The sequence below is a fragment of the Roseateles sp. NT4 genome (assembly GCF_051857475.1).
Taxonomy (GTDB): Bacteria; Pseudomonadota; Gammaproteobacteria; order Burkholderiales; family Burkholderiaceae_C; genus Pelomonas.
Genome location: NZ_JBPZGZ010000003.1, coordinates 320,244 through 335,711 on the forward strand (window position 1 = coordinate 320,244; position 15,468 = coordinate 335,711).

General features: G+C 68.6%; 15 protein-coding genes. 10 read left to right on the forward strand and 5 right to left on the reverse strand.

Features of this window, described 5'->3' with window-relative positions; translation table 11 throughout:
- Positions 1 to 42 precede the first annotated feature (42 nt).
- Genes ACS5PN_RS20345 through ACS5PN_RS20365 form a run of 5 tightly spaced genes read left to right on the forward strand, consistent with a single transcriptional unit; the run spans position 43 to position 6,302 of the window.
- On the forward strand, positions 43 to 3,723 hold the full coding sequence (locus ACS5PN_RS20345) for a M48 family metalloprotease (protein ID WP_439465839.1): 3,681 nt from the start codon (positions 43 to 45) through the stop codon (positions 3,721 to 3,723).
- 60 nt (positions 3,724 to 3,783) lie between these two features.
- Complete coding sequence (locus tag ACS5PN_RS20350) at positions 3,784 to 4,329, forward strand: GNAT family N-acetyltransferase (protein WP_439465840.1); 546 nt, start codon at positions 3,784 to 3,786, stop codon at positions 4,327 to 4,329.
- A complete protein-coding gene (locus tag ACS5PN_RS20355) occupies positions 4,326 to 5,558 on the forward strand; it encodes a saccharopine dehydrogenase family protein (RefSeq protein ID WP_439465841.1) in 1,233 nt (410 codons plus the stop codon). The genes ACS5PN_RS20350 and ACS5PN_RS20355 overlap by 4 nt, the downstream gene beginning before the upstream one ends.
- A gap of 5 nt (positions 5,559 to 5,563) precedes the next feature.
- Positions 5,564 to 5,875, forward strand: a complete 312-nt coding sequence (locus ACS5PN_RS20360) for a nitrilase-related carbon-nitrogen hydrolase (protein WP_439466381.1) — start codon at positions 5,564 to 5,566, stop codon at positions 5,873 to 5,875.
- A gap of 10 nt (positions 5,876 to 5,885) precedes the next feature.
- Positions 5,886 to 6,302 carry a hypothetical protein gene (locus ACS5PN_RS20365; protein WP_439465842.1) on the forward strand — a complete coding sequence of 139 codons (417 nt, stop codon included), beginning with the start codon at positions 5,886 to 5,888 and terminating at the stop codon, positions 6,300 to 6,302.
- Here the strand turns inward: ACS5PN_RS20365 and ACS5PN_RS20370 are convergent.
- From ACS5PN_RS20370 to ACS5PN_RS20390, 5 genes are all read right to left on the reverse strand, one after another.
- Complete coding sequence (locus tag ACS5PN_RS20370) at positions 6,299 to 6,877, reverse strand: PEP-CTERM sorting domain-containing protein (protein WP_439465843.1); 579 nt, start codon at positions 6,875 to 6,877, stop codon at positions 6,299 to 6,301. The two genes, ACS5PN_RS20365 and ACS5PN_RS20370, sit on opposite strands and share 4 nt — an antisense overlap.
- Positions 6,878 to 6,976: 99 nt before the next feature.
- The gene (locus ACS5PN_RS20375) at positions 6,977 to 7,441 is read right to left on the reverse strand and encodes a DUF1203 domain-containing protein (protein WP_439465844.1); all 465 of its coding nucleotides are present in this window, start codon (positions 7,439 to 7,441) and stop codon (positions 6,977 to 6,979) included.
- 75 nt (positions 7,442 to 7,516) lie between these two features.
- Positions 7,517 to 8,002 carry a hypothetical protein gene (locus ACS5PN_RS20380; RefSeq protein WP_439465845.1) on the reverse strand — a complete coding sequence of 162 codons (486 nt, stop codon included), beginning with the start codon at positions 8,000 to 8,002 and terminating at the stop codon, positions 7,517 to 7,519.
- 51 nt (positions 8,003 to 8,053) lie between these two features.
- Entirely contained in the window at positions 8,054 to 8,533 is a 480-nt protein-coding gene (locus tag ACS5PN_RS20385; RefSeq protein ID WP_439465846.1) for a glycine zipper domain-containing protein, read from the reverse strand.
- Positions 8,534 to 8,651: 118 nt separating this feature from the next.
- Positions 8,652 to 9,209 carry an HNH endonuclease gene (locus ACS5PN_RS20390; RefSeq protein WP_439465847.1) on the reverse strand — a complete coding sequence of 186 codons (558 nt, stop codon included), beginning with the start codon at positions 9,207 to 9,209 and terminating at the stop codon, positions 8,652 to 8,654.
- A 216-nt stretch (positions 9,210 to 9,425) separates the two neighbouring features.
- Here ACS5PN_RS20390 and ACS5PN_RS20395 point away from each other — a divergent pair, with 216 nt between their 5' ends.
- The 5 genes from ACS5PN_RS20395 to ACS5PN_RS20415 all read left to right on the forward strand — a co-directional run bounded on the left by ACS5PN_RS20395 (position 9,426) and on the right by ACS5PN_RS20415 (position 15,465).
- Positions 9,426 to 10,139, forward strand: a complete 714-nt coding sequence (locus ACS5PN_RS20395; RefSeq protein WP_439466382.1) for a TetR/AcrR family transcriptional regulator — start codon at positions 9,426 to 9,428, stop codon at positions 10,137 to 10,139.
- Between the two features lie 39 nt (positions 10,140 to 10,178).
- Positions 10,179 to 11,969, forward strand: coding sequence for an acyl-CoA dehydrogenase C-terminal domain-containing protein (locus tag ACS5PN_RS20400; RefSeq protein ID WP_439465848.1), 1,791 nt, complete (start codon positions 10,179 to 10,181; stop codon positions 11,967 to 11,969).
- Positions 11,970 to 12,009: 40 nt separating this feature from the next.
- On the forward strand, positions 12,010 to 12,435 hold the full coding sequence (locus ACS5PN_RS20405; RefSeq protein WP_439465849.1) for a DUF2147 domain-containing protein: 426 nt from the start codon (positions 12,010 to 12,012) through the stop codon (positions 12,433 to 12,435).
- Between the two features lie 81 nt (positions 12,436 to 12,516).
- Entirely contained in the window at positions 12,517 to 14,913 is a 2,397-nt protein-coding gene (locus ACS5PN_RS20410) for a 3-hydroxyacyl-CoA dehydrogenase/enoyl-CoA hydratase family protein (RefSeq protein WP_439465850.1), read from the forward strand.
- Between the two features lie 66 nt (positions 14,914 to 14,979).
- Entirely contained in the window at positions 14,980 to 15,465 is a 486-nt protein-coding gene (locus tag ACS5PN_RS20415) for a DUF4442 domain-containing protein (protein ID WP_439465851.1), read from the forward strand.
- Positions 15,466 to 15,468 lie beyond the last annotated feature (3 nt).

The following is a 15,468-nucleotide window of genomic DNA, read 5'->3' on the forward strand; positions in this document are numbered from 1 at the left end:
GGGCCAGGGGCCGCAGAGCCCCGGCGCTGAAGGGAGTACTTCTTGCAACAACCCCCATCCGCCGGCGCGCTGCCGGCCGTCGTGCTTGCGCCCACGCCAAGCAGCTACAAACTGCGCGCCTGGCTGGCGGTCGCCTCACTGGTCGGCTTTCTCGCCGCCTATTTCGGCCTGGCCGGCTGGTTTGCGCTGACGGCCTGGCGGCTGGCCCAGAGCGCCATGGCCGGACGCAACGACGGCTTCTGGGCATTTCTGGTGGCGCTGTGCGCGGCCCTGCTGTCCGTCTTCATGCTGAAGGCGCTGTTCTTCCGCCAGCGTCGCGATGAAGACCACAGCGTCGAGATCCAGTCCAGCGACCAGCCCACCCTCTTCGTCGAGCTGAATGCGATTGCGGACGCCGTCGGCGCTCCGCGGCCGCACCGCGTGCTGGTGTCGGCCCGCGTCAACGCGGCGGTGTTCTACGACCTGTCGCCACTGAACCTGCTGTGGCCGACCAAGAAGAACCTCGAGATCGGCCTGGGCCTGGTCAATGTGCTGAACCGCAGCGAGCTGCGCGCCGTGCTCGCGCACGAGTTCGGCCACTTCGCGCAGCGCGCCATGGCGGTGGGCCGCTGGGTCTATGTGGCCCAGCAGATCGCGGCGCGGCTGGTCGCCCAGCGCGACATGCTGGACAGCTTCCTGCAGAGCCTGAGCCGCTTCGACTTCCGCATTGCCTGGGTGGGCTGGGTGCTCAGCCTCATCGTCTGGGCCATCCGCAGCCTGGTCGACAGCGTCTTCACCGGGGTTCAGCTGCTGCAGCGCAGCCTGGGCCGCGAGATGGAATACGGCGCCGACGCGGTGGCCGTGGCGCTGACCGGCAGCGACGCCCTCATCCACGCCCTCTACAAACTGCAGACGGCCGACATGGACTGGGACCGTGCCGCCGACCTGGCCGGCGAGCTGCGCGGCAAGGAGCAGTGGGTCGCCGACCTGTTCGCGCTGCAATCCGGTGTGGCTGAGCGCACCGGCCGCATGCTGGACGACCAGGCCTATGGCCGCGTGCCCCCGTCCCAGGGCGGGTCGGCCCGCCTGTTCGACGCTGCCGACAGCGCCGTGCCGCTGATGTGGCGCACCCATCCGATGAATCACGAGCGCGAGGCCCGCGCCAAGGCGGCCTACCAGGCCAGCGACGTCGACGAGCGCAGTGCCTGGACGCTGTTCGAGCAGGCTGACAAGTTGCGCCGCCAGGTCACGAGTCGCTTGCTGGACACGCCAGAGTCTGTCCAGACACTGGACGAGGCCGCCGTGCAGGCCGCCCTGGACGACCACTTCGGCGGCGAGCTGCTGCAGCCGCGCTATCGCGGTGCCTACCTGGGCCGTGCGCTGACCCGCCATGTGGCCGAACCCGGCCAGCTCGTCGGCGATCTGCCCGGCGCCGCTGAGGGCATCCAGCGCCTGGCTGCCCTCTATCCGGCCAGCCTGGGCGAGGCCGTGCGGCGCTGGCGCCGCATCGACGCCGACAAGGAGCCCAAGGAACACGCCGAGTTGCTCGCCAAGCTGCGCCGCCACGACCAGGCTGCCCGCGCCGCCCATCTTGCGCTGGCCCGCGTGCAGGGTGATGGCAGTGAGGCGCGGTTGCGGGCCTTGCTGGCCCAGCTGCATTACGCCGAGCACACGACAGCCAATCTGCGCGACCTGCGCGGCCTGGCGGCGCACACCGTGCGCGTCGAGTCCACCGGTCGCGTCAGCGATGCGGGCCGCCAGCGTGTGCTGGATGCCGCGGCGACCCTCTATCACGCGCTGCGCCAGGTCCATGCCGAGGCGCCCGATGTCGTGCTGGACGAGGCCACGCGGGCGCGGCTCAAGCTCGACAGCTGGGCCGCGGCCCTGGGCGAGCTGAAGCTCGGCCCGCCCGAAATTGCCAACCTGGGCGACTGGCTGGGTGTCATCGACGGCTGGATGAATGCGGCCGAGCGGGCCCTCGGCCAGCTGCGGGCCGCGGTGCTGGGCGAATTGCTGGCGACCGAGGCCCGCGTGGCCAGCCGGCAACCCGACGACGGCAGCGCCTTGCCTGCCACGCCGCGCAGCTACGCGACGCTGCTGGACGGCGCCGAGCGCCCGCGCGATCTGCGTCCCAGCCTGTGGGCGCGCTTTCTCGCCGCCCAGGGCCCGACGGCCACCGCGGCGCGTGTCGCCGTGGCGGGCGGCATCGTGGCCGGCGTGCTGGGCTTTGGCGGCGGCTATGGCGATGTCACGGTGCAGGTTCTCAATGGCCTGGACCGGCCGGTGCGTGTGACGCTGGGCGACCATGGCACGGTCACGGTGCCGGCCTATGGCCATGCGGCGGTCAGCCGCGGGCCCAGCGACCATCTGGCCGTCAAGGCCGAGACGGAGGAGGGCGCGGTCATCGAGAACTTCGAGGTGGCGCTGGAGCATGGCGCGGGCAGCCCGCTCTACAACATCGCCGGCGCCGCGCCCCTGGTCGAGCTGACCTACAGCTATGGCGTCGACAACGGTGCCGTGCCGCCGCGCATGCTGGGCGCGCCGCGCTGGTCCACCAGCAATGCCGACATCTTCTTCGAGGACCCACCGCACAGCGTCTCCGTCAAGCAGGGACGAACCGAGCTGCGCCGTGTGCTGTACAGCGGGGCCGATGCGGCGCCGGGGCTGCAGCTCGGCCTGCTGAAGGACGAAGCCGCCGCCGCCGAGCGCCTGGCCGATGTCCATCTGCGCTGGGATCAGCGCGGTTCGCCGGTGCGCGTGGGCTGGTTGTCGCAGCTGCGCGGCCAGCCGGCTCACGACAAGCTGCTGGCCGCGGCCCTGGCCCGTGAGCCGTCCAGCATCGACCTGCAGCGGGAGCGCTTCGACACCATGCCGCCCGACGAACGTCAGGCCCTGTGTCCACGCCTGAGTGCCGCCGCCGCGGCGCCTGATGCCACCGGCGATGCCGTCTACCTGGCCGCGCGCTGCCTGCCACGCCTCGGCGCGGGTGGCGCGGCCATGCAGGCCGGGCTGGCGCGCTTCCCGACGCATGCGTGGCTGGCTTACGGCGCGGCCTGGGCCGAGGCCGGTGCGGCGAACTGGCGCGTCGCGTTGCGCGACTTCGAGCTCGCGCGCACCGAGCCGGCGCTGGCGCCTTTCGCCAGCATCGAGTCCAACCGCATGCGGCGTCTGCTGGGCGAGAAGCCGCTGGACGCCAGCGCCGAGCGCATCGGGCCGCCCAGCCGCCTGCAGGAAGCCTTCGGCATGCAGGTCCGCGCGGGCTCGGTGGTCTCGCAGCCGCAGGCCTTCGAGCTGTTGGCGGCCGGCCAGCCCGACCGCGCCATCGCGGTCGACGGGCCGCCGGGTGCCTATCTGCTGCGCCTGGCTGCCGCCTCCGATGGCGCCTCGGCGGAACTGCGCGGCCGTGCCCGTGCCCTGCCCGACGACCAGGGGCTGAACGCCCAGTCCTATTGGGTGGCCGCCGCCCTGGCCGAGCGCGAAGGCTGGCCGACGCTGGCGCTGCCCCCCGGCGGCTTGCCGGGCCTGGATGCCGACGAGCTGAGCCGGCTGCGGGCCTTCCAGGCGGCGCTGCGCAATCCGGTGGCCCTTGGCGCGGCCGAGCAGCATCTGCGCGGCCTGTCGGCGGAACTGCGCGGCCAGGCCTATGCCATGGCCACGGTGCGCCTGGGCGACCGCACGCCGCCGGCCTGGCGGCAGCTGGCCAAGCGCCTGCTGTTCGACCACGAACGGCCGTATTTCAGGTGATTCACAATGCCCCGCAGCCTGGCCTCGGCCGGGCTTTTTTGTTTGGAGAGGACCCGATCCATGTTGAGAGGCGAACGCGTCGGCTTGCGCTACGTGACCGAGGACGACCTGCCCTGGCTCAAGCGTGCGGTGGGCGATCCGCAGGTGCGAGGCCCCTATCTGGGCTCGCGCATGATGACGCCGCATGCGGTGGACCAGCGCTGGAAAGACAACGGCTTCGCCAACGAGGACGCCGAGCGCCTGCTGATCTGTCACCTGCACGACGGCAGCGTCATCGGTGACGTGGTGCACTTCAACGCGGCCCGCTACACGACGGCGCGCGAGATCGGCTGGACCCTGGCCGACGTCGCAATGCGAGGCCAGGGGCTGGCCAGCGAGGCGGCCGCCTTGCTGGTGGACTATCTGTTCGAGAACTGGCCGGTGAACCGGCTGTCCTGCGGCATGTCGGTGCACAACCATGCGTCGCGGCGCGTGGCCGAGAAGTGCGGCTTCACGCACGAGGGCATCCAGCGCGGCGTCGTCTTTGTCGGCGGCGAGTATGTGGACTGCCATTCGCTGTCGCTGCTGCGCAGCGAGTGGATGGCGATGAAGGGCAAGAGCGAGTGAGCGACAACAAGAGGGAATTCGACCTGATCGTCTTCGGCGCGACCGGCTTCACCGGCCGGCTCGTCGCCGAGTACCTGCACCTCAGCGGCGCCGGCGGCGCGCGCTGGGCGATCGCGGGGCGCAATCTCGACAAGCTCGGCCAGGTGCGCGACGAGCTGCATCTGCCGGCCTCCGTCGCGCTGCTGAAGGCCGATGCGAGCGATGCGGCGGCGCTGAAGGCGCTGGTGGCGCGAGCGCGGTGCGTCATCACGACGGTCGGTCCCTACCAGTTGCATGGCGAACCTCTGGCCACGGCCTGCGCCGCAGGCGGCACAGACTATGTCGACCTCTGCGGCGAGCCACTGTGGATGGCACGCATGATCGACAAGCTGACGCCGGCGGCGCAAAAGAGCGGCGCGCGCATCGTCTTCTCCTGCGGCTTCGACTCCATCCCCTTCGACCTCGGCGTTGTCTATCTGCAGGCCGAGGCGCAGAAGCGCTTCGGCGCCCCGCTGCCGGAGGTGCGCGGCCGCGTCGCGCGCGTCAAGGGCACGGCCTCCGGCGGCACCCTGGCCAGCATGATGGAGACCATCGAGGCGGTGCGTCGGGAGCCCGGTCTCATCAAGGTCATGGCCAACCCGTTTGCGCTGACGCCCGGCTTCAAGGGGCCGCGCCAGCCCGGCGGCCAGGGGGCGGACTTCGACGACTGGGCCGATCGCTGGAGCGGCCCCTTCTTCATGGCCACCATCAACACCAAGAACGTGCATCGCAGCAATGCGCTGCGTGGCCATCCCTGGGGCACCGATTTCATCTACAGCGAGAAGCTGCTGACCGGCAAGCCCGGCCAGGCCGACAAGGGCCGCAAGAAGGCGGTCGCGCTGGCCCGCTTCAACAAGCTGCAGAACCTGGCCCTGGGCTTCACGCCGACGCGGGCCCTGCTGCGCCGCTTCGTGCTGGCCAAGCCTGGCGAGGGGCCGGACAAGGCGGCGCGCGAGGCCGGCCACTACGAATGCTGGTTCACTGGCAAGTCGGCCCGCGGCGAGTTGCTGCGCGCCGTCGTCAAGGGCGATCGCGACCCCGGCTATGGCTCGACGTGCAAACTGATCAGCGAGACGGCCCTGTGCCTGGTGCAGGACGTGAACCGTGATGCCACGCCGGGTGGCGTCTGGACGCCGGGCGCGGCCATGGGCTTGGCCCTGGTGCGCCGCCTGCAGGAGCGCGCCGGCCTGACGTTCGAGATCGCGGCTTGACGGTCGTGCCACGCTGGGCGATTGCCCAGCCGCGCATGCACTGGACGCTGCAGGGCAACCTGCGCGAGATCCTGGGTGCACTGGAGGCCGCCGCGGCGGCAGGTGCCGAGGGCTGCGTCTGCACGGAGCTGGCGCTGACGGGATTCCATCGCCGCATGCCGCAGCTGCTGGAGGCTCAGGCCCTGGCCGACGCCGAAGCGCAGATCCGCGCGGCTTGTGCGCGGCTGGGCATCGCGACCGTCTTCGGCGTGCCGACGCTGGGCGGGGGGGGGTGTTGTCTTCAACAGCCACCTCTACATCGATGCCACGGGCCATGAGCTGGGCCGCGTGCACAAGCGCGGCCTGACCGACAGCGAGGAGACCTTCTTCACTCGCGGCGCGGCGCGGGGTTGGCTGCCGATTGGCAGCGTGCTCGCCACGTCGGTGCTGTGCCGCGAGACGCTGGATGGCGACGCGCTGTTGCCCGAGCTGAGCGTCGTGCCGGACGATGCGCGGCCGCGCGTGATCTTCTGGCCCAGCTACATCAGCGATGCCGATGCCGGGCTTTGCCAGGCCTATCGCGACGGGGCCGCAGCCCTGGCGCGCGGGCTGGGCGCCACGGTGCTGCAAAGCAACTGGCCCGAGTCGCTGAACGAGCCGGGCGTGCGCGGCTTCGGCGCGGGCGTCGTCATCGCGCCGGATGGCCGCCTCGTCCAGACCCTGCCGCGCGACGAGGCCGCGCTGGCCGTCGTGGACCTGGCTTAGCCGCGACGGCGCTTGGCCAGCCAGCCGGTCAGGCCGAGGCCGGCCAGCAGCAGGGCGCCGCTGGTGGGTTCGGGCACCGCACCGGTGACAGCCGCGGCCTTCAGGCCCCAGCCCTCGTCGCCGAGATCCTGGAAGCCGGCGCGGCCGCTGCCCTCGAAGCTGGTCGGGCTCTCGTAGCTGAAGACGAGGTGGTTGGTGCCGGCCGCCAGGGTGACGGGGAGGCTGATGGTCAGCTGCTGGTTGGCAACCGGGCCGACCGTCGCGCCATTGGGATTGAAGAGCACGCGGTTGGCGCCGCCACCGCCGAGGTCCCAGGTGCCGCTGAAGACTTCATGGCCGTTCAGCGTCACGTGCAGGATGTCGACGTAGAAGTTGTCGCCGTCCAGCGTGGCGTAGCCGGCGAGCGTGAAGTCGATGAGGCCGGCGCCCGCGCCGGCCGAGAAGTCAGCCGTCACGGCCGTGGACGTGGCCAGGGCGCCCGTCGCTGCGGGCAGCGTGTAGAGCGTCGCGGCCCAGGCAGGGGCAGCGCCCAGCAGGGCGGTGGCGGCGAGCAGGGACAGACGGGTCTTGGTCATCATTTTTTGGGCCTTTGGGTGAGCGTCCGGCGAAATCTAACTGCCGCCGCTCCAGGCCATGTCCCATGAACCTGGGAGGCGCCCCCAAGCCGCGGGGGATCAGGCGCGCCGGATCAAGGCCGCATAGCAGCCTCGCCGCGCGTAGTGGGCATGCACGTAGTCGACTTCGGGTTGGGCCAGCAGGCGCTCGATCAGGCCTTCGACGGCGTCGCCCTCGGCGATGTCGGCGTCGACCATCATGCCGTCGGCGTCGAAGGCGCGCAGCGACATCAGGCTGCGCAACATCATCGGCAGTGGGCCGACGGCGTCGAACGTGGCCTCGGCATGCTCGCGCACAAAGATGGCGTGACGGGAGCGGTAGGGCGTGTCGGCGCCCTGGTGCTCGTGGTTGACGAGCAGGACGGCCTCGCCGGGGCGGGCCAGGCGCAATTCGACGCGGTCGGGATGGCGGTCGCCCTCGGCCGTCATCAGGCGCAGGGCGCCGTGGCGGGCGAGCTCGGCGTCACTGAGGCCGAAAAGGTGGGCGAAGGGTTGGGCGGACAGCCCGGTGATGCGGAAGGACATGGCGTGCTCCTGGTAGGGATGGACGCCATTCTTCGCAACCAGCCCGCTGGGGTCTGGCCGCATCCGGACATGGAGTCAGTCCCTTCCGGCGGGGCGTTCGAAGCCGTTGTCCACCCAGTTTTCCGCGGCGGACTGGCTGAGCCGGAAGCCGGCGCCCACCTTGACCTGGGCCATTTGCTCGCCGGCGCCGTCATGCGCGCGCAGCCAGGCGTAGGGGTCGTCTTCCGCGGGCACGATCTCCAGCGAGATCTTCAGCCAGTTGCCGTCGCGGGCCACGTAGAGGGCCTTGTTAAGCTGGGCGTGCAGCTGCTGCTCGTGGCGGCGGATGACTTCGGAGGCCGTCTTCACGAGGGTGTTGAAGGCATTGACGTCCAGGGGCTTGGGGTTCTTCTTGTCGCGCCCCATGGTCCAGGGGCCGACCAGGGCCGGTTCACTTTCGCCGGCTTTGAACATGGCGACGGCCCAGCCTTCGTCGTCTTCGTTCTTGATGACCTGTGCGGTCCAGCCGTTGTCGCGCCACAGGCGCGCTTCATACAGGGGTTCGTTGTCGGTATCAGACATGAAAAATGGCGGGCTTCAGAAGCCCGCCATTGTCTGTCGCCGAGTGGCGTGTCAGCCGTTGCTGGCGGCCGGGGCCGGTTGGACAGCCGGAGCGCGTTGCACGCGGGTCTTGCCGCCGGTCGTCACGAGGACGACGGGGTCGCCGCTGTTGAAGGCTTCGGCGCCCTTGGCCTGGACGATGGCGCGACGCTCGCCATTGCGCAACTGGACGATGATTTCCTGGGCATCTTCCTTGGTGGCGGAGCGCTCGATGGCGTTGCCGATGACGGCGCCGGCCACGGCACCGATGACGCCGACGACGGCGCCCTCGCGGCGACCACCGACGGAGGAGCCGGCGATGGCGCCGGTCACGCCGCCCGCCGCGCCGCCGATGCCGCTCTGCGTGCCGTCGACGGTCACGGGGCGGGTGGACAGCACGGTGGCGTCCTGGATCTGGGACAGGCGCTGCGCGTCACCACGCTGGACGACGTCGGGGCTGGTCGTCGAGCAGGCCGACAGCGCAACCGCGGCAGCCAGGGTGAGGGAAGTCATGAGCTTGGACATTCGAGTACTCCTTGGGCGATACGGCAGCCCAACGCCGGCAATTGTCCTGCCGTTGACGGCTCGATGCCCTCGACTACAACTCTTTACCGTTGACGGTCAACGGGCATCAGCCATGCAGGCGTGAGCTGCGCGGCACGCTGGCGAGCAGGAATTCCATCTGGTCGGCCAGGATGCGGCGGCCGCGCAGGATCATGTCCTCGTGCAGGCTGGGGACATAGGGCAGGTAGAGCAGGCTCATGTGGGCCTCCTCCGGCAGGCGGTTGCCCTTGCGGCCGTTGCAGGGGCGGCAGGCGGTGATGCAGTTCATCCAGCTGTCGTAGCCGCCGCGGGATGTCGGGTGGATGTGCTCGCGCGTCAGGTCTTCGGGCAGGCAGTGGTGGCCGCAGTAGGCGCAGACGAAGCGGTCGCGCACGAACAGCTTGCTGTTGGTCAGCGCCGGCGCCTGGCGCCAGGCCCGGCTGGGGACGGCCCCCCGCACGGCGATGATGGGGTGGACCTCGATACGCGACTGGCGCCCGGAGATGCGCTGCCAGCCCCCACGCAGCACCTGGCAGGGGTCGCCCAGCGTCCAGGCGACGCCGTCGCAGGCGTAGATCACGGCCGCTTCGCGGGTGGTGATCCAGGCCTGGGGCCGGCCGGAGACATCGAGTTGGAGCACATCCACAGAAGTCAACCTCCTGCCGGAGACTACTTCAGAAGCGACCCGGCGCTCAAGCTTGCTGCCATGACAGCCCGCGACTCCGGGTGTTCCCTAGGTTGGTGGCAGTATTAGGCACATCACCCTAGGATTTGGGGGCGCAAGGCTGGCGTTGTCACGGAAGCGACCTGCAAAATAGAACGATCGTTCGTTTTATTCCTGCCTGGTCTGTCCGTGAGCACGCTGCCCCTGCCGCCCAAGAAAACCGCCCCGCTGCGCGTTGCGAAGCCGGCCCGCGTTGCGCGCTCGCTGCAGAAGGGCCAGCAGACCCGCGCCGCCATCCTCGAGGCCGCTCTTGGCCTGGCCTCGCACATGGGCCTGGAAGGCCTGTCCATCGGCGCCCTCGCCGATGTGACGCAGATGAGCAAGTCGGGCGTCTTCGCCCACTTCGGCTCGCGCGAGGAATTGCAGATTGCGGTCGTGACCGAGTATCACGCCAAGTTCGAGGAAGAAGTCTTCTTTACCGCCATCCGCGAGCCGCGCGGCCTGCCGCGCCTGCGCGCCATGTTCGAGCGCTGGGTGCGCCGCGTGTCGGTCGAAGTGGACTCCGGCTGCATCTACATCAGCGGCGCCGTCGAATTCGACGACCGGCCCGGCCCCGTGCGCGACGCGCTGGTCGCCATGGTCAAGGCCTGGCATGCGGCGCTGCAGAAGGCCATCCAGCTGTCCATCAGCGAAGGCCATCTGAAGGCCGATGCCGACGTCGAGCAGATCTGCTTCGAGCTGCACGGCCTCATCCTGTCCCTGCACCACGACGCGCGCTTCATGCGCATCCCCGGGGCGCTGGCTCGCGCCGGCCTCGGTTTCGACCGAACCATCCAGTTCTACGCCACGCCGGCCGGCCTCGACATCGAGCAGAGCCGCAAGGCCCCCAAGACCAGCGCCACCAAGCGCTGACCCCTTTTCTTGACCCACTGACCGTTCCAGGAGTACCCGATGCCCCAGTACACCCCGCCCATGCGTGACATGCAGTTCGTCATGCACGAGCTGTTGAACGTCGTCGACGAGCTGAAGATGTTGCCGGCTCATGCCGACATCGACGCCGACACGATCAACGCGGTGCTCGAGGAAGGTGGCAAGTTCGCCGCCGAAGTCATCGCCCCCATCAACCTGAGCGGCGACGCCGAAGGCTGCGTGCTGGACAAGACCACGCACGAGGTCAAGCCGCCCAAGGGCTTCAAGGAAGCCTACAAGCAGTACGTCGAAGGCGGCTGGCCGGCACTGAGCTGCGACCCGCAGTTCGGCGGCCAGGGCCTGCCGCATCTGGTGAACCAGTTCTTCTACGAGATGATGAACTCGGCCAACCAGGCCTGGACCATGTACCCCGGCCTGTCGCACGGCGCCTACGAGGCCCTCCACGCCCATGGCACGCCCGAGCAGCAGGCCCTGTACCTGCCCAAGCTGACCAGCGGCGAGTGGACCGGCACCATGTGCCTGACCGAGCCCCACTGCGGCACCGACCTCGGCATGCTGCGCAGCAAGGCTGAACCGCAGGCCGACGGCAGCTACAAGATCACCGGCTCCAAGATCTTCATCTCGGCCGGCGAGCACGACATGGCGGACAACATCGTCCACCTGGTGCTGGCCCGCCTGCCGGACGCGCCGCAGGGCAGCAAGGGCATCTCGTTGTTCGTCGTGCCCAAGTTCAACGTGAACGCCGACGGCTCGCTCGGCTCGCGCAACCCCGTCTTCTGCACCGGCCTGGAGCACAAGATGGGCATCCACGGCAATTCCACCGCCCAGATCACGCTGGAAGGCGCTGTCGGCACCATGGTGGGCCAGCCCAACAAGGGCCTGGCCGCCATGTTCGTCATGATGAACGCCGCCCGCCTGGGCGTGGGCAACCAGTCCCTGGGCCTGACCGAAGTGGCCTACCAGAACGCCGTGGCCTATGCCAAGGACCGCATCCAGATGCGTGCCCTGAGCGGCCCCAAGTCGCCCGACCAGCCGGCCGACCCCATCATCGTCCACCCCGACGTGCGCAAGATGCTGCTGACGGCCCGTGCCTTCGCCGAAGGCGGCCGCATGCTGCAGGGCTACACCGTGCTGCAACTCGACAAGGCGCTGAAGAGCGACGACGAGGACGAGCGCAAGGAAGCCGACGCTGAAGTCGCGCTGCTGACGCCCATCATCAAGGCCTTCATCACCGACAACGGCTGGCTCGCCACCTCGCACTGCATGCAGGTCTTCGGCGGCCACGGCTTCATCCATGAGACGGGCGTGGAGCAGTTCGTGCGCGATGCGCGCATCAACATGATCTATGAAGGCACCAACACCATCCAGTCGCTGGACCTGCTGGGCCGCAAGGTGCTGGGCAACAACGGCGCCACGCTGAAGAAGTTCGGCAAGAAGATCGCCGCCTTCATCGAAGAGGAAGGCACCAACGAAGCCATGCAGGAGTTCGTGAACCCGCTCGCCGACCTCGGCGACAAGGTCAACAAGCTCACGCAGGAAATCGGCATGAAGGCCTTCGGCAACCCCGACGAAGTCGGCGCGGCGGCCGTGGACTACCTGCGCGTCGTCGGCCACATGACCTTCGCCTTCTTCTTCGCCCAGGCCGCCAAGATCGCCCTGGCCAAGAAGGACAGCGGCGACCCGTTCTACACGGCCAAGCTGGCCACGGCCCGCTTCTACTTCGCCAAGCTGCTGCCTGAGACGGCCAGCCTGATCCGCACCTGCCGTGCGGGCCTGGCGCCGCTGATGGAAATGGAAGAAGCCCTGTTCTGACCCCCGCTTTCGACACTGCTCGACGACAAGGATGCCCCCGATGAAATTCCTGTTCGCTGCTGCCCTGCTGTTGCCCGCGTTTGCGTTCGCGCAGACTTCACCCGTGGGCCTGTGGAAGACCATTGACGACGACGGCAAAACCGCGAAGTCGCTGGTCCGCATCAACGAACAGGGGGGCACCATCGTGGGCAATATCGACAAGCTGCTGGACCCCAAGGACCCGGTCGACGCCAAGTGCGACAAGTGCTCGGACGACCGCAAGGACAAGCCCATCGTCGGCCTGCAGATCATCCGCGGCGTGAAGGCCGAGGGCGATGGCATCTGGGGCGGCGGCGAAGTCCTGGACCCCAATAACGGCAAGACCTACCGCACCCGCTTGAAGCCGGTGGACGGTGGCAAGAAACTGGAGATGCGCGGCTATATCGGCCCCTTCTACCGCACGCAGACGTGGATCCGCGTCGAGTAACAAGTCAGTTGGGGACAGAGCAGTCGGGCAAGCCCGCCTGGTCAGTCCCGCAAGTTCATCAGATTCCCAGGAGATAAACCCATGAGTCGATTCCAAGTCCGCAAGGTCGCCGTGCTCGGCGCCGGCGTGATGGGCGCGCAGATCGCGGCCCACCTCGTCAACTGCAAGGTGCCGGTCGTGCTGTTCGACCTGCCCGCCAAGGAAGGTGCCAAGAACGGCATCGTCACCAAGGCCGTCGACGGCTTGAAGAAGCTCAAGCCCGCGCCGCTGGGCGACGCGATTGAGGCGTCGCTGATCCAGCAGGCCAACTACGAAGAGCACCTCGAGCTGCTCAAGGGCTGCGACCTCATCATCGAGGCCATCGCCGAGCGCATGGACTGGAAGCTCGACCTGTACACCAAGATTGCGCCGTTCGTGGCACCCCACGCCATCGTCGCGTCCAACACCTCGGGCCTGAGCATCACCAAGCTCTCCGAAGTGCTGCCCGAAGAAATCAAGCCGCGCTTCTGCGGCATCCACTTTTTCAACCCGCCGCGCTACATGGCCCTGGTCGAGCTGATCAACACGCCGACCACGCAGCCCGAAATCCTCGACCAGCTCGAAGCCTTTGTCACCACATCGCTGGGCAAGAGCGTCGTGCGCGCCCATGACACGCCCAACTTCGTCGCCAACCGCGTCGGCATCGCCGGCATGATGGCCACGATGATCGAGGCCGAGAAGTTCGGCCTGACGGTGGACGTCGTCGACGACCTGACCGGCAAGAAGCTGGGCCGCGCGTCGAGCGGTACTTTCCGCACCGCGGACGTCGTCGGCCTGGACACCATGGCCCACGTCGTCAAGACCATGCAGGACAACCTGAAGGACGACCCGTTCTACAGCACCTACGCCACGCCCAAGGTGCTGGCGGGCCTGATCGAGAAGGGCGCCCTGGGCCAGAAGACCGGTGCGGGCTTCTACAAGAAGGTCGGCAAGGACATCCAGCGCCTGGACTTCGCCACGGGTGAATACGTCGCCGGCGGCAAGAAGGCCGACGAGATCGTCGCCCGCATGCTCAAGAAGGCCCCGGCCGACCGCCTCAAGCTGTTGCGCGAGAGCACCAACCCGCAAGCCCAGTTCCTGTGGGCCATCCTGCGCGACAGCTTCCACTACGCCGCCGTGCACCTGAACACCGTGGCCGACACGGCCCGCGAGATCGACTTTGCGATGCGCTGGGGTTTCGGCACGCAGCAAGGCCCCTTCGAGCTGTGGCAAGCCGCCGGCTGGAAGCAGGTCGCTGAATGGATCTCGGCCGACATCGCCGACGGCAAGACCCTGTCCAGCGCCCCGCTGCCGGCCTGGGTCACCGAAGGCCCCGTGGCCGAAGCCGGTGGTGTGCACACGCCGGCCGGTTCTTGGAGTGCCGCTGAAGGCAAGTTCAAGCCGCGCAGCGAACTGCCGGTCTACCAACGCCAGGCCTTCCCGGAAAGCCTGCTGGGCACCGGCGCCGCCGACCCGCTGAAGTCGGGCACCGAGCTCTTCAAGAACGAGGAAGTGCGCGTCTGGACGCTGGACGGCAAGGTCGTCATCGCGTCCATCACCGCCAAGCTGCACCTGATCAGCCCGGCTGTCACCGAGGGCCTGCTGAAGGCGGTCGAGATCGCCGAAGCCGACTACAAGGGCCTGGTGATCTGGAGCCCGGACGACGTGTTCTCCGCCGGCGCCAACCTCGAAAGCCTGATGCCTGTCTTCATGAAGATGGGCAGCAAGGGCATCGCGCCGGAAGAGAAGAAGCTGCAGGACATGATGCTGCGCCTGCGCTACGCCTCCGTGCCGGTCATCGCTGCCATGCGCGGCCTGGCCCTGGGCGGTGGCGCCGAGCTGGCCGTGCACTGCGCACGCCGTGTCGCCCACGTCGAGAGCTATGTCGGCCTGGTCGAAGTCGGCGTGGGCCTGGTGCCCGGCGGTGGCGGCCTGACCTATATCGCCCGCCGCGCTGCCGAGATGGCCGCCGCTGGCAATGCCGGCGCCGACATCCTGAGCTTCCTGAAGGACGGCTTCCTGACCGCGGCCACGGCCAAGGTCGCGACCTCGGCCCACGAAGCCAGGAAGAACGGCTTCCTGCTCGACAGCGACATCATCGTGCCGCACAAGGACGAGCTGCTGCATGTGGCCACGGCCACCGCCATCGGCATGTCCGAAGCCGGCTACCGCCCGCCGCACAAGGCCCTGTTCCCCGTCGCCGGCCGCAGCGGCATCGCGACGATCAAGGGCCAGGTCGCCAATATGCGCGACGGCGGTTTCGTCAGCGCCCACGACTACCACCTGGCCGCGGCGATTGCCGACGTGGTCTGCGGTGGTGAGGTCGAGGCCGGCTCCCTCGTCACCGAGGAATACCTGATGGCCCTGGAGCGCAAGCACTTCTGCTCGCTGCTGGACAACCCCAAGACGCAAGAGCGGATCATGGGGATGCTGCAAACGGGCAAGCCGGTTCGAAACTAATGACATTGCGGGACAGACCGAAGCGCGCAGCGCGTAGCTCTGTCCTCAACTGACTAGGAACAACAAGTGAACCGGCTTCAACGCACCCTTGCCAAGCTGGACGGCCTGCCCGGGCCGCTGCGGGGCGCCGCGCGCAACTTCGCGCTGCGCCGCGCCGTGCCCTTCACCGGCACGGCATCGCTGGATTTCATTGCGCTCAGTCCCGAGCGCAGCGAGATCCGCGTCGCCAACAAGCGCCCGGTGCAGAACCACATCAAGGGCGTGCATGCGGCCGCGATGTCGCTGCTCGCCGAGACCGCCACCGGCATGGTGGTGGGCATGAATGTGCGTGACGACTGCCTGCCGCTGTGCAAGTCGCTGCAGGTGAACTTCCGCAAGCGCGCCACCGGCGGCCTGGTCGCCAAGGCGCATCTGACGGCGGCGCAGCGCTTTACGATGGCGAACGAAATCAAGGGTGAAGTCACTGTCGCCGTGACCGTGACCGACGAAGCCGGCATCGAGCCGATCGAGTGTGAATTTGTCTGGGCCTGGGTGCCCAAGCCCCAGGTCTAAAAA

Coding starts and splice junctions, on each gene's coding strand:
- ACS5PN_RS20350 (WP_439465840.1), top strand. CDS start 3,784: ATGTTGAGAGGCGAACGCGTCGGCTTGCGCTACGTGACCGAGGACGAC.
- ACS5PN_RS20370 (WP_439465843.1), bottom strand. CDS start 6,877: ATGACCAAGACCCGTCTGTCCCTGCTCGCCGCCACCGCCCTGCTGGGC.
- ACS5PN_RS20375 (WP_439465844.1), bottom strand. CDS start 7,441: ATGTCCTTCCGCATCACCGGGCTGTCCGCCCAACCCTTCGCCCACCTT.
- ACS5PN_RS20380 (WP_439465845.1), bottom strand. CDS start 8,002: ATGTCTGATACCGACAACGAACCCCTGTATGAAGCGCGCCTGTGGCGC.
- ACS5PN_RS20385 (WP_439465846.1), bottom strand. CDS start 8,533: ATGACTTCCCTCACCCTGGCTGCCGCGGTTGCGCTGTCGGCCTGCTCG.
- ACS5PN_RS20400 (WP_439465848.1), top strand. CDS start 10,179: ATGCCCCAGTACACCCCGCCCATGCGTGACATGCAGTTCGTCATGCAC.
- ACS5PN_RS20405 (WP_439465849.1), top strand. CDS start 12,010: ATGAAATTCCTGTTCGCTGCTGCCCTGCTGTTGCCCGCGTTTGCGTTC.
- ACS5PN_RS20410 (WP_439465850.1), top strand. CDS start 12,517: ATGAGTCGATTCCAAGTCCGCAAGGTCGCCGTGCTCGGCGCCGGCGTG.